We start from the raw sequence: 13,551 nt of genomic DNA, 5'->3' as shown, positions 1-13,551 counted from the left end.
TCACGCAAATCCTGATAAATCGGGCAATTTTGCGCAAATGATCGTGAGTCTCGCGATTCCGTCAAGCGAATTCTTGGTTAGCCAATATATAACAAACTGAATTCGTCGAAAAAATTACGTGGAATTCCGGAATCTTAGCGCAGTTGTCAGCTGACAACGGCGGCGAACCCGCATCGCCAAAGCCGCCCCGACATATCGCGGCAGGTTCTCGACGGACCTGAAGGCACCGCCGACTCATCTCGGAGATAACTGGGCTTGGCACAGACCGACCAGGTAAATGCCGCTTCCTATTTATAAGCAGACGAAGGGCAGAGGCTTTCGGCCTCCAAGCCGCGGACGGGCTCGACGCCGGAAGACTTGACATTCCCATCTTGGGATTCGGGATCGCGACGTGACGGGGCAAGCCCGAGCATTTGTTCGAGACGGCCGGCATTGAGCGGAGCGCTTATTCCCTTGAAGTTCATCTTCCATCTTTCGTCTGCATATGGGCTTGCGTGAAGGAGAGATAAGCGCAATTTGAACCGGCGGAGAACCGCCCGCCGACTTTATCACCATCTTTTCCATGTGCGGCGAAAAAGGAGAGGGGCTCAATCAAGCATCGCTCCCGAGATGGCGCTTGCGACGGCGACAATGCGACGGCATGCCCGCGGATACGACGGCCGCGTTCCGGTCAGACAATGCGTACTAGAGGAGTCGCGAGTTGCGGTTGGGCGCAGACTGGAACAGTCAGCTGCGACCATCGACCGTGAGGATTGCAAACGCTCGCGCTATGCGAATCATGTCTGGAGAGGTATGATCGAAATCGTTAACGCTCCCGTATCGACCTACCCCTCCGGAAACCTGCGCTTGCCTAGCGGAACCTATGGGCGAATTTGCTTCCGTCTACGGAATTCCTCGTTGTTTACCTGTTATTTACCATAAGGTGACGCAGCGCCGGCCGACTCTATATTGCGGTCCGCGCGGAGGAGGACGACCTGCTCTGCCGGCCGCTTTCCCGTTCTTGGTCGGGCTATCGCGCTTTCATCCCTCGCGATTGGTGAAATGGGCATTGCCCAACCCTGTGCCGATGGTCAGTACCGCCCATGTCGATACGTCATCGATGAAAGGGATCTGCGACAGGCCCTGCACGACGGCGTCATTGTGCATCATCACGAATGTGCTGTGATCGCCGATTGCGGGGATGGCCTTCATCAGTGCGGCGGGAAGGTTGAAGCTGTCGCTTTCCCAATTGCCGCCCGGCAGGTTCTGTCCGCCGCGTTCGATCGAGCCGTCTGCCTTGATGATACCGGGACAGCCGATCCCGATGATCGGGGCCGGCTTCAGACTGGCCTTTTCTGCCTTATCGATCAGTTCCTGCAACATCGCCGCCAGCCTTTCTACCGTCGCACTGCGGCTCGGCTCGTCGTCGGCGTGACGCCAGATCGTTGATTCCCAGACACTCGCATCGGCGAAGTGCGGTTTTTTTTCCTTTCCGAACTCGACGACTCCGGCACGGACGTTTGTGCCGCCGATATCGACGGCCAGCATCGCCTCATAGCCTTTGAACATCCAGGAAGGCATGAGGTGGACGGAGCCGATCAGCCCAGCCTCGTCGGGATGGTGGACGATCGGGACGACCTCGATATTGATGCCGGCCGCCTTGAGCAGAACCATGGTCCTGGCGATCGTCAGTTCCCCGAAGCGGCTCTGTCTGAAGCCGCCGCCGACGACGATGCGCTCGGTCTTGGACCAGCGCTCGTCCTTGAGGAATTTTTTGATGACCTCGGCAAAGTCCTGCGCGAAGTCCTCCACCGCCCCCATGACCAGTGCGGCGGCCTCCATGTCGTCCCCTTTCAGCAGAGACTCGATTTTTTTCTTGGAAAGCTTGGCTGTCGAAACCTTCCCGATCGGGTCATCTCCGAACTTGCGGACATGTTTTCTCCAATTGTCGAGCTTCTGCTGGAAAGTCTTCTTGTTGGCGTTGTCGCCAACAAAGCCGTTCTTGTCACGCAGTTCATTGTTGTAGTCGTCGATCGTCACCAGCGGCAAAACAGTCGCGCCATGCGCCAACGGCGCGATGACCTCCTCGCTATTCTTGGAATTGCTTTTGGCCATCGATTTACCTTTGCGGCGCGAGTGCTTGAACGGGCGGCGAGATTAAACGCTGACCTGCCTTTGGATGTTCCCGTGCCGCCGACGTCATCTTGTCCTTGCCGGCGGGCGACCTAGCTTCACTGATTGCAAAGTTTGGAGGATGCCGTGCAGAACGACACCGCTACCCAGGAAATGCTTTCAATGGTGCTGGAGGAACCTGATCATTGGGCGATGTTCCTCGACATCGACGGAACACTGCTCAATCTTGCACCGACACCGGATGCGATTGAGGTCCCAGAGGACCTGCCCGGACACCTTCATCGCCTTTCCAACAAGCTCGGCGGCGCCTTGGCGCTGGTCACCGGGCGCTCGCTTGCTTATGCAGACGAGCTGTTCAAGCCCTTTGCATTTCCAACCGCAGGCCTGCATGGCGCCGAGATCAGGAGCGCCGCCGGAATGCATACGGTCGAGGCGACCCCCGAGTTCCAGGCACTGAAGCATGCATTGACCGCCGAAGCCGAACATTATCCGGGAGTTCTGATAGAGGATAAGGGTGCCGCCGTTGCCGCGCACTACCGGCTGGCGCCCGAATATGAGAAAGTGCTCGAGGAGCGCATGCATCACTATGCGGAGCTGGCCGGACCGAACTGGGCGTTGCAGCTCGGTAAAAGGGTGTTCGAGTTGCGACCGGCACGGTCGAGCAAGGGCGATGCGCTGGAGCGCTTTTTTCAGTCAGATCCTTTCAAGAACCGCTGCCCCATTACTATCGGCGATGATTTGACCGACGAGTCGATGTTTGCGATCGCCAATGCGCGCGGCGGCGTCTCCGTGCGTGTCGGGGCCATCGGCGCCCCGAGCTGCGCCACGAGCCGGCTGTCTTCGGCTGCACTGGTCAGGAATGTCATTGCCGCCCTGGCCGCCTGAGATGAATTTCAGACGGTCTCAAGGGCAGATTCCCGTCGTCTTTGCGCCGCCTGCGTTGCATCAATCATCAAAAAAGTATCGGTTTTGGCCGGGAATCGTGGTGGCGGGCATGAAGCGAGCCCACTACACTCGTCATAATAATAAAGCCAAAAGGGAATTTGGCAGGCGGACGTAGAACCGCCCCTCGGAGGAGGAAACGATGGAACCTGACTTGGAAGTCGTTCAGATCAGACCGGGCGAATCCTTCGCAACGAAGGCGCATGGCTATCCCTATCACACCGTTCGCTGGCATTTTCATCCGGAATATGAACTGCATCTCGTCGTGGCGACCACAGGACGCTATTTCGTCGGCGATTTCATCGGCGAGTTCGAACCGGGCAATCTGGTGCTGGCCGGCCCCAATCTTCCTCACAACTGGATCAGCGACGTCCCGAAGGGATCGAGCATTCCGCTTCGATGCCAGCTAATCCAGTTCAGTGAGAATTTCATCAGCGACACGATGAAGGTGCTGCCCGAGCTCAATCCCTTCGAGCCGGTCCTCGAAGCGTCCCGCCGGGGCGTGCTCTTCGGCACTGAGACCAGCCGGCAGGCGGCGCCTCTGATGAACGAGGTGCAGCAGGCCCAGGGCGTACGCCGTATCGAGCTCTTCATGATGATCGTCGGGCTGCTCAGCCGGGCGCAGGATGCCCAGCTTCTCGCAAGCCCCAGCTATCTGCCCGACCCCTCGGGCTATATGTCGGCCGGCATCAATAAGGCGCTCGCCTATATCAGAGAAAATCTGACGAAATCCTTCGACGAAACCGATCTCGCTGAAATTGCCGGACAGTCCACAGGCGCCTTCTCACGCGCTTTCCGCCGCCATACCGGCATGTCGCTCGTGCAATATGTGAAACGCCTGCGCATCAATCTCGCTTGCCAGATCCTGATGAGCGACGAGCATGCGTCGATCACCGACATCTGCTTCGAGGTCGGCTTCAACAATCTGTCCAACTTCAACCGCCAGTTTCTCGCGGAAAAAGGCATGACGCCATCCCGCTTCCGGCGATTGTTGGGTGACAATATCAACGTGGCGAAGGCGGCATAAGGTCCGCCGAAGACGGCAATAGGGGAGGACAAGGAGGAGGAGCGAAAACTGACGCAGGCTTGAACGTGAGCGCGCGAGGAGCTGCTCGCGAAAGGAGACGCTTGTCCTCAGAAACAGCCGGGACAGGCACAGCCGCTCATTCAGCCGAACGGCACAGCAGAACACTGCAATCATGCACTACACGATTTTTTCCAATGGGAGGAGATGGAAATGACGAAATTTTCGACAAGAGCGGTAGGCGCCGCGGCACTTATGCTGTCCTTGCTCGGCGGGAGTTCCGCCTTTGCACAAAGCGCGGTGGCGGATGCAACCGTCGCGTTCCTTATGCCCGACCAGGGCTCGACCCGTTATGAAGAGCACGACCATCCGGGCTTCGTCGCCGAAATGAAGAAGCTTTGTGCGTCCTGCAAGGTCATCTATCAGAATGCCGATGCCGATATCGCCAAACAGCAGCAACAGTTCAATTCGGCGATCACCCAGGGCGCCAAGGTCATCGTGCTGGATCCGGTGGATTCGGCCGCGGCAGCCTCTCTCGTTCAACTCGCTCAGAGTCAGGGCGTCAAGGTCATCGCCTATGACCGCCCGATCCCGAAGGGCAAGGCCGATTTCTACGTCTCCTTCGACAATAAGGCGATCGGCAAGGCGATCGCGGAGTCGCTGGTCCAGCATCTGAAGGCCAAGAACGTGCCGACTGGCGGCGGCGGCATTCTGCAGATCAACGGCTCGCCGACCGATGCCGCTGCCGGGCTGATCAAGGACGGCATTCATGAGGGTCTGGCGAGCGGCGGATACAAGACGCTTGCCGAATTCGATACGCCGAACTGGCAGCCGGCGAACGCCCAGCAATGGGCCGCCGGACAGATCACGCGTTTCGGAAAGCAGATCGTCGGCGTCGTCGCCGCCAATGACGGCACCGGCGGTGGTGCCATCGCAGCCTTCAAGGCAGCCGGTGTCGATCCGGTGCCGCCGGTGACCGGCAATGACGCGACGATCGCCGCGCTGCAGCTCATCATATCCGGGGATCAGTACAACACGATCTCCAAGCCGAGCGAAATCGTCGCCGCTGCCGCTGCCGATGTCGCCGTGAAGCTGTTGACAGGTGAGACAATCAAGGCCGAGATGACGCTCTACGACACGCCCGCCCAGCTTTTCGTGCCCGCCGTCGTCACTGCCGAAAACCTGAAGGCCGAGATCATCGACAAGAAGATCAACACCGCCGAAGAACTCTGCACCGGCCGTTACGCAGACGGCTGCAAGAAGCTCGGCATCACCAAATAATCCAAAGGGAAGCGCGACCGCCATCGGTCGCGCTTCCGATTTCGCTTTTTCCGAAAGACCAGGCGATGTCTGAAACCTCTTATCAATTTGAGTCCCGCCAGCCCGTCCTCAGCCTGCGTGGAATTTCGAAGAATTTCGGAGCGGTGTCGGCGCTGTCCGATATCGAACTCGATGTGCATGCCGGTGAAGTCGTGGCGCTAGTGGGCGACAATGGCGCCGGCAAATCGACGCTGGTCAAGATCCTGGCCGGCGTGCACCAGCCAACCTCGGGCACCATCCTGTTCGAGGGCCAACAGGCAGATTTATCGAGCCCCAGCGCTGCGCTCAATCTGGGCATTGCGACCGTGTTCCAGGATTTGGCGCTGTGCGAAAATCTCGACGTCGTCGCCAACATCTTTCTCGGAAAGGAGCTCAATCCCTTCCAGCTCGACGAGGTCGCGATGGAGATCCGCGCCTGGAAGCTTCTGAACGAACTTTCCGCGCGGATCCCGAGCGTGCGTGAGCCCGTCGCTTCGCTTTCCGGGGGCCAGCGTCAAACAGTAGCGATCGCCCGGTCGCTGTTGCTCGAACCGAAACTGATCATGCTCGACGAACCCACCGCCGCACTCGGCGTTGCCCAGACCGCCGAGGTACTGGATCTGATCGAACGCGTGCGTGAACGCGGCCTCGGCGTCATCATGATCAGCCATAACATGGAGGATGTGCGGGCCGTCGCCGACCGTATCGTCGTCCTTCGGCTCGGCCGCAACAACGGCACCTTCATGCCCGACGCATCCAACGAAGAGCTCGTCAGCGCGATTACCGGCGCATCCAACAATTCCGTCTCCCGCCGCGCCATGCGCCGCAAGGCACAGAGCCAAGAGAATGAGGAGGGAAGGCCATAATGAAGACCATTCAGAACGAACCGGCATCACCCGCGCTTCTCGACCGGCGCGACGAAAGAGTGCGCCATGACGACAGCCTTGCCGGGTCGGTCCGCGCCTTCTGGGACCGCATCCGCTCGGGCGACCTCGGCTCGCTGCCTGTCATCGTCGGCCTAGCGATCATCTGGACGGTCTTCCAGGCGCTCAATCCGGTGTTTCTCTCCAGCGCCAACCTCGTGAACATGCTATTCGACTGCTCGACGGTCGGCGTCATCTCGCTCGGTATCGTCTGCATCCTGATGGTCGGCGAGATCGATCTCTCCGTCGGTTCGGTCAGCGGCTTCGCCTCGGCGCTCACCGGCGTCTTCTGGGTCAATCAGGGCTGGCCGGTGGTCGCGGCGGTGCTCGCCGCGATGATCGTCGGCGCTCTGATCGGCTCGCTCTACGCGTTCCTGTTCAACCGCTTCGGGATGCCGAGCTTCGTCTCCACGCTGTCCGGACTGCTCGCGGTTCTCGGCCTGCAGCTGTATATGCTCGGAGCAACCGGTTCGATCAATCTTCCCTATGGGTCGTGGCTGGTGAACTTCGGCCAGATCATGGTCATGCCCGACCCGGTCGCCTATCTGCTGGTGGCGGTTGCGGGCTTTGGCTTCTTCTTCGCGAGCTACCGCACGGCGGCGCGCCGACGGGCGGCCGGCTTGTCCTCGAAATCGGTTGGCGGACTGCTTCTGCGTGCCGTCATCATCACCGTCGCTCTGGAAGCGGTCGCCTTCTATCTCAACCAGTCCCGCGGCATTCCATGGATGTTTGGCCTGTTCGTCGGCCTGGTCGCAGCGATGAACTATGCGCTGACCCGCACGAAGTGGGGCCGCTCCATGCATGCCGTCGGCGGCAACAGGGAGGCGGCCCGCCGATCGGGCATCAACGTATCACGCATCTATGCGAGCGCCTTCGTCATGTGCGCTCTGCTGGCCGCGACCGGCGGCGTGCTGTCGGCAGCGCGACTGGCGACGGCCAGCCAGCAGGCGGGCACCGGCGACGTCAATCTCAACGCCATCGCTGCGGCGGTCATCGGCGGCACCAGCCTGTTCGGCGGACGCGGCAGTGCCTATTCGGCCCTTCTCGGCATCATCGTCATCCAGTCGATCGCCAGCGGTCTGACGCTCCTCGATCTGTCGTCATCGCTTCGTTACATGATCACGGGGGCCGTTCTTGCCGTCGCCGTCATCGTCGACTCACTGGCACGCCGCTCGCGCATTTCACACGGCCGGGCCTAGATCAACAGGAAAGCAGAGGAAGAAAATGGGACAGGATCTGTCTGGAAAAGTCGCGGCCGTCACTGGGGCGGCGTCGGGTATCGGCCTGGAGTGCGCCAGGACCGTGCTTGCATCAGGCGCCCGCGTCGTGCTGATCGACCGCAACGAAGAGGCGTTGAGGGATGTCTGCTCGAAACTCGGCGAAAAGGCAATTCCCCTGGTCGTCGATCTCTTGGATCCAAAAAGCGTGGCGCAGATGATGCCCGCTATTCTGGAGGAAGCGGGCCAGTTGGACATTTTCCATGCCAATGCCGGCTCCTATATCGGCGGTGAAGTGCTTGACGGCGATCCTGACGCCTGGGATCGCATGCTCAACCTGAACATCAACGCCGCATTTCGCTCGGTGCATGCCGTCCTGCCGCATATGGTCGGACGCAAGACCGGCGATATCATCCTGACGAGTTCGGTCGCCGGGATGATCCCGGTGGTCTGGGAGCCGATCTATACGGCTTCCAAACACGCGGTCCAGGCCTTCGTCCACACCCTCCGGCGCCAGGTTGCCAAGCATGGTTTGCGGGTCGGCGCCGTCGCGCCAGGGCCTGTCGTGACCGCTCTTCTGAGCGATTGGCCGCAGGAGAAGCTCGACGAGGCGCTCGCCGCCGGTGGTCTGATGGAGCCGAAAGAAGTGGCCGAAGCGGTGCTCTTCATGCTGACGCGCCCACGCAACGTCACGATCCGCGACCTCGTCATTCTGCCGCAGAGCACCGACATCTGAGCAGATGCGCCAGCCCCCATAGCCACAGAAAGGAAACGGCCATGATCTTCGACAGATTTCGCCTGAACGGACAGGTGGCGCTTGTGACCGGCGGCACGCGCGGCATCGGCCTGGCGATCGCCGAGGCACTCGGCGAGGCGGGCGCCAAAGTCTTCATCAGCGGGAGAACCCGCAGCGCGGCGGCGGAAGACCGGCTGGCCAAGGCCGGCGTCGATCGCGATTTCGTCGTCGCCGACATGATGACAGACCATGCTGCCGATAGGCTCATTGCCGAGATACTCTCACGGGCGGGTCGGCTCGATATCCTCGTCAACAATGCCGGCATCGCCATTCATGGCGACAGTGGGGAATTCTCCGATGCCATCTGGCGCGAGATCATGACTGTCAATGTCGACGCCGTCTTTCGCGCCTGCCGCGCAGCACTTGCACCGATGCGGCGCCAGGGCGGCGGCGTCATCCTCAATATCGGCTCGATCTCCGGCATCGTGTCCAACATTCCGCAGAATCAGGTCGCTTATAACGCCTCCAAAGCGGCAGTCCATATGATGACGAAGAGCCTGGCAAGCGAAGTCGCCGCCGAGAACATCCGCGTCAATGCCATTGCTCCCGGCTATATCGAGACCGATATGTCGCGCGGCGGCATCGCCAATCCGGATTGGTTCCCGACCTGGCGCAGCATGACGCCAATGGGCCGTGTCGGGCAGCCGGAGGAGGTGGCGGGTGCAGCCTTGTTCCTCTGCTCGGCCGCCGCAAGCTATGTCACCGGCGAAGTGCTGGTGATCGATGGTGGCTATACGACGCGGTAAGCGTCGGAGAGGGAAGGGCGGATTCGCGGCCCGGCAGCCAGGCGTCCTCCTTTTTGCTCGGAAAAGTTCAGGGCATCGTGCCGCAAGCGCTCTGGTAATCGGCCAGCACACTGTCGACCGCGGTAATCAATATGGTCTCGGGATCGCCGGCTTCGGCCGCCGAAATCTGCGGCAGATACTGATGCAGTAGCGTCTCCGGGATCGTCTTTCCGCGCAGCACGCTGAGCAGATTCTCGAACGCCCGGTCGGCCTCCGGCTTGTTCCAGTAATAGCGGATACGATCGCTGTAGCTGTAGTGCCGCTGCAGACGCAAAGCCGTCTCGTCGCCATGATAATGGGCCTGCCAGTCGCCCGGTGCCGACAGCATCAGCGCGTCCATCGCGGCCATAAGCGGTCTATCGCCATAACCGGCAACCATCTCTGAGGCGATCATATCGAGCGCATAGGCGGCCTCACGCAACGCAAAGGTCAGGCCCGGGCCGACCTTCAGGATCGGAAAGCCGTCCTTTACCAGCCGCGTCAGCGCATCGCGCGTCTGATAATCCGTGGAATGCGCTTCAAAGACAAATTGCGGTTCCTCGTCGAGAAGGGCGGTCAATTCAGTCGCGAGCTCGGGTCTGTAGCCGATCACGTTCTCGCTGCCGAATTCGACGCCCGGCTGGACGACGAAGGCGATGACACGGGAAAAGGCGTCTTCCAATCCTGCGCGCGAAAAGATCTCGCGATGAATGGCGATCGTTGCGCGGGCGGCCTCCGGTGCGGTCGGCCGAAGTTCTTCCAGCGCATGGTCGGCGCCGCCCGGCACCGGAACTTCGGTGCCGAGAATATAAAGCGGCAGCGGCGCGCCGACCGCCTTCGCCGTCCTTTCGCTCACCTGCGCCAATCGTGCGGCGCGCTCGGCGATCGTCCGGTCGTCGAGTGCGGCCGGCTCGCCGGCGCAGCCCATCGAGGCATCGAGATGGATCTTGCTGAATCCCGCTCGGACGTAGGCTTCGATCATGGCCTCGGCCTTCGCGAGCGCTGCTTCCGGCTTCTCCTTGCGCCACGGATTGGGACCGAGGTGATCGCCCCCGAAGATCATCTGCGGACGGTCGAGCCCTTCCTCGGTAGCGATGCGCTCGGCAAAGCGGATGAAGTCTTCCGGTGTCATCCCGGTATAGCCGCCGAGATGGTTGACCTGATTGCAGGTCGCCTCGATCAGGACCGGCATACCATCGCGCACCGCCCGTCGGATGGCGGCCCTGAGTACGACGGGATGGGCGGAACAGACAGAGGTGATGCCGAAGGGTCTGCCTTCACGCCGGGCGGCGGCAAGACGGATCAACATCCGGTCCATCGTCTATCTCCTCGGGGTTTCGGCGATAAAAGCCGTGAGTTCGGCAAGGGTCGAGACGCCTTCCATCGGGCCGAGCCGGGTCACGTTGCGAGCACCGGCCGCGTTGGCATGGAGAAGAGCGGCCCCGGGGGCCATGCCTTTGCGGCGGCAGGTGAGATAGGTTGCGCCGAAGCAGTCGCCCGCACCGGTCGGATCGATCTCGTCGACAGCGAAGGCGGCGCAATCGACGCGCGCGAGGTCGTGGGTGAAGAAGGATGCACCTTGCTCGCCCCGCTTCAGGACGATTTCGCCGATACCCCGCTCCAGCAGCCTTGCGACAGCCGAGGCCTCGTCGGTTATTCCAGCGGCGGTGAAAAGCTCGTCGCCTGATGGCAGTAATAGGTCGGCCGCTGCAAGCACCTTGTCGAAGCTTTTCAGAGCGTCGCCATCCGTCAGCAATTCCTTACGGAGATTGGGGTCGAGGGAAACCGACCCGCCGCGAGCGCGCACCGTCTCAATGGCGTAAAGAACCACCTCTCGGGCACCGGGGATGGAAAGAGCCGTTCCCATGACATGCACATGGCCGGCCCGCTGAACGAGCGTCTCGGCGGCCGGCGTCAGGGCGATCTGACCGGCGGCGGATCTGGCGATGTTGAAGACGAAATCGCGGGCGCCGTCCTGCCGGTAGCGGACGAAAGCGCTGCCCGTCGGCCAGTCGGCGCTGATGGCAATAGCGGAGACGTCGACGCCGTCCCGCCGCAGACGCTCGACATTCAGCCGCCCGAAATCGTCATTGCCGACGCTGGCGATGATGCCGGCGGCACCGTCCAAACGCGCAACCTGATCAATGAAAATGGCCGGCGCGCCGCTTGGATAGGGCCCCGTCAGGGATTGCGGCTCCAGGAAGCCGGTACCGACGGTGGTCGCCATGATCTCCACCAGAATTTCGCCGATCGTGATCGTTGGCCCGAGCGTCTCTGGCGCAACTGTCCTGGGACGTGACGGCATCCGCAATCTCCTTCACTCCGCGGATCAATGCCGCGTCTTTGTACGCGCCATTCGGCCTATCGCTCCCTACCACAGCAGTCAAGAAATACTTGCCTCGCGACAACAATTATATTGCGTCGCAGAAACTAAGTCAGGGTCTGTCATATAGAGTAAAATGACAGTTGGTGCCGCATTTGGACTTGAAATCTCTTGAACACGGTTGACAGCAGACATGGACAAGCGGATACAAAGTTTACGCATGATAATATCATGCGTGCCTCAATGGAGATGGAAATGCGCCTGAAAGACAAAATCGCCCTGATTACCGGCGGGGCCCGCGGTATCGGACTGGGCTTCGCCGAAGCCTTCGTCAAGGAGGGTGCCAAAGTCATCATCGCCGATATCGACATTGATCGGGCGACGAGATCCGCCGCGGCGATCGGCCCTGCAACCAAGGCGATGCAGCTTGACGTTACAGACCTCAACGCGATCGAGACCCTCGTCGAGACGATCGATGCGGAGTTCGACGGCATCGACATCCTGATCAACAACGCCGCCATCTTCGACATGGCGCCCGTGAACGAGATCAGTGAGGAAAGTTATGACCGTGTCTTCTCCGTCAATCTGAAGGGACCGCTCTTCATGATGAAGGCCGTCTCGAACGTCATGATCAAGCGGGGCAGGGGCGGCAAGATCATCAACATGGCGAGCCAGGCCGGCCGCCGCGGCGAGGCGCTCGTGCTTCTTTACTGCGCTTCTAAGGCCGCCATCATCTCGGCGACGCAGTCGGCAGCACTTGCGCTGGTGAAATACGGCATCAACGTCAATGCCATTGCACCCGGCGTCGTTGACGGCGAGCATTGGGATATCGTCGATGCCCATTTCGCCAAGTGGGAGGGCCTGAAGCCCGGCGAGAAGAAGGCCGCCGTTGCCAAATCGGTTCCGATCGGCCGTTTCGCGACACCTGACGACATCAAAGGCCTGGCCGTCTTCCTGGCTTCCGCCGACAGCGATTACATTCTTGCCCAGACCTACAATGTCGATGGCGGCAACTGGATGAGTTGATCGCTCTACCCGCCACCCAAGCCAGGGGCCAGAGGAATGGAAGCCATCTGCTATACCGAAAAGGGCGTCGCGGTCACCAAGGCGCTGCCGTTGCCGGAACTGAGGCCCGGCCATGCGCTGGTGCGCGTGCGCGCGGCCGGCCTTTGCCATACCGATATCGACGTCCTGCACGGTCGTTACGGCGCGGGCCGCTTCCCGCTGGTTCCCTGCCATGAATATGCCGGCGTGGTCGAGGCCGTCGCGGGCGATGTCTGCGGCCTTGCCGTCGGCGCCCGCGTCGTCGTCGATCCCAATCTTCCTTGCGGAGAGTGCTCGGCCTGCCGCAAGGGGCTGACCAATCTCTGCCGTGACCTGAAGGCCTACGGCGTGACGGAGAACGGCGGTTTCGCCGAATACAGCCTGGTCAGGACCGATCACCTCTATGAGATCGGCGATCTCGATTTCAACCTCGCCGCACTCGCCGAGCCGCTCGCCTGCGTCTTGAACGGCCTTAACAGCGCCGGCCTGCGGGCGGGGCCGACAGGAACGGAAACGGCTCTGGTCTTCGGCGCCGGACCGATCGGGCTGCTGCTCGCGCTTTCCCTGAAGGCCGAGGACGTCTCGTCGGTGACGGTCGCCGACATCAACGAGGGACGTCTCGCCTTTGCCGAAAAGCTGGGGCTGGGGATAGCCGTCTCGGGTTCCCAGGCGCTCGCGGACCGCCGCCGGGCCTTCGATTTCGTCGCCGACGCGACCGGGATCGCCCGAGTCGTCGAAGGCACGATCGATTTTACCGCCGATGGCGGCACGATCCTCGTCTTCGGCGTCTGTGCGCCCGACCAGCGCGTTTCCATCGCCCCCTTCGAGATCTTCCGCCGCCAGATCCGTTTTGCCGGGTCCCATTCGCTGAACCGCAACATTCCCGAGGCGCTTGCCATCCTCAAACGGGACGAGGGCGCGATGGCGGCGCTGGTTTCCCATCGCCTGCCGCTCGGCGAGGTGTTGCCTTTCATCACCAGGAAGTCCGTCGATCCGGCAACGATGAAGGTACACTTCTCCATCGATTAATCTTGAACTATCGCCGTCGTCACGGCCGCTCGAGGGACCCGCTTTTCGTTCGGCGATGAGTCATCTAGAAAGCCGTCA

At 61.1% G+C, this 13,551-nt stretch carries 12 protein-coding genes; 9 read left to right on the top strand and 3 right to left on the bottom strand.

The window, feature by feature from the left end; genetic code table 11:
* Window positions 1-1,020: 1,020 nt before the first annotated feature.
* Window positions 1,021-2,094, bottom strand: coding sequence for an ROK family protein (locus tag NL154_RS30690; RefSeq protein WP_434734592.1), 1,074 nt, complete (start codon window positions 2,092-2,094; stop codon window positions 1,021-1,023).
* 123 nt (window positions 2,095-2,217) lie between these two features.
* Between NL154_RS30690 and otsB the strand changes: the two genes are divergently transcribed.
* The 7 genes from otsB to NL154_RS30655 all read left to right on the top strand — a co-directional run bounded on the left by otsB (window position 2,218) and on the right by NL154_RS30655 (window position 9,059).
* Entirely contained in the window at window positions 2,218-2,997 is a 780-nt protein-coding gene (gene otsB / locus NL154_RS30685; RefSeq protein ID WP_434734591.1) for a trehalose-phosphatase, read from the top strand.
* 199 nt (window positions 2,998-3,196) lie between these two features.
* Window positions 3,197-4,081 (top strand): AraC family transcriptional regulator, encoded by an 885-nt coding sequence (locus NL154_RS30680; protein WP_210633516.1) that lies wholly within the window; start codon window positions 3,197-3,199, stop codon window positions 4,079-4,081.
* A 204-nt stretch (window positions 4,082-4,285) separates the two neighbouring features.
* Window positions 4,286-5,359 carry an ABC transporter substrate-binding protein gene (locus NL154_RS30675; RefSeq protein ID WP_434734590.1) on the top strand — a complete coding sequence of 358 codons (1,074 nt, stop codon included), beginning with the start codon at window positions 4,286-4,288 and terminating at the stop codon, window positions 5,357-5,359.
* Between the two features lie 65 nt (window positions 5,360-5,424).
* Window positions 5,425-6,243: an ATP-binding cassette domain-containing protein gene (locus tag NL154_RS30670; RefSeq protein WP_434734589.1), complete on the top strand. Its 819-nt coding sequence runs from the start codon at window positions 5,425-5,427 to the stop codon at window positions 6,241-6,243.
* Window positions 6,243-7,499, top strand: a complete 1,257-nt coding sequence (locus NL154_RS30665) for a sugar ABC transporter permease (protein ID WP_434734588.1) — start codon at window positions 6,243-6,245, stop codon at window positions 7,497-7,499. The genes NL154_RS30670 and NL154_RS30665 overlap by 1 nt, the downstream gene beginning before the upstream one ends.
* A 25-nt stretch (window positions 7,500-7,524) precedes the next feature.
* The gene (locus NL154_RS30660) at window positions 7,525-8,253 is read left to right on the top strand and encodes an SDR family oxidoreductase (protein WP_210633512.1); all 729 of its coding nucleotides are present in this window, start codon (window positions 7,525-7,527) and stop codon (window positions 8,251-8,253) included.
* A gap of 41 nt (window positions 8,254-8,294) precedes the next feature.
* Window positions 8,295-9,059: an SDR family NAD(P)-dependent oxidoreductase gene (locus NL154_RS30655; protein WP_210633511.1), complete on the top strand. Its 765-nt coding sequence runs from the start codon at window positions 8,295-8,297 to the stop codon at window positions 9,057-9,059.
* A gap of 67 nt (window positions 9,060-9,126) precedes the next feature.
* Here the strand turns inward: NL154_RS30655 and NL154_RS30650 are convergent, their stop codons facing one another.
* Both NL154_RS30650 and NL154_RS30645 read right to left on the bottom strand, forming a co-directional pair.
* The gene (locus NL154_RS30650; RefSeq protein ID WP_221164468.1) at window positions 9,127-10,395 is read right to left on the bottom strand and encodes a D-tagatose-bisphosphate aldolase, class II, non-catalytic subunit; all 1,269 of its coding nucleotides are present in this window, start codon (window positions 10,393-10,395) and stop codon (window positions 9,127-9,129) included.
* A 3-nt stretch (window positions 10,396-10,398) separates the two neighbouring features.
* Window positions 10,399-11,382, bottom strand: a complete 984-nt coding sequence (locus NL154_RS30645) for a tagatose kinase (RefSeq protein WP_221155724.1) — start codon at window positions 11,380-11,382, stop codon at window positions 10,399-10,401.
* A gap of 273 nt (window positions 11,383-11,655) precedes the next feature.
* Between NL154_RS30645 and NL154_RS30640 the strand changes: the two genes are divergently transcribed.
* The gene (locus tag NL154_RS30640; protein ID WP_210633508.1) at window positions 11,656-12,426 is read left to right on the top strand and encodes an L-iditol 2-dehydrogenase; all 771 of its coding nucleotides are present in this window, start codon (window positions 11,656-11,658) and stop codon (window positions 12,424-12,426) included.
* A 36-nt stretch (window positions 12,427-12,462) separates the two neighbouring features.
* Complete coding sequence (locus NL154_RS30635) at window positions 12,463-13,473, top strand: zinc-dependent alcohol dehydrogenase family protein (RefSeq protein ID WP_434734587.1); 1,011 nt, start codon at window positions 12,463-12,465, stop codon at window positions 13,471-13,473.
* Window positions 13,474-13,551 lie beyond the last annotated feature (78 nt).

It is taken from the genome of Rhizobium sp. YTUHZ044 (assembly GCF_051123975.1).
Taxonomy (GTDB): domain Bacteria; phylum Pseudomonadota; class Alphaproteobacteria; order Rhizobiales; family Rhizobiaceae; genus Rhizobium.
The sequence above is the reverse complement of the archived record's forward strand: the minus strand, read 5'-3'. Positions and strand labels throughout refer to the sequence as shown.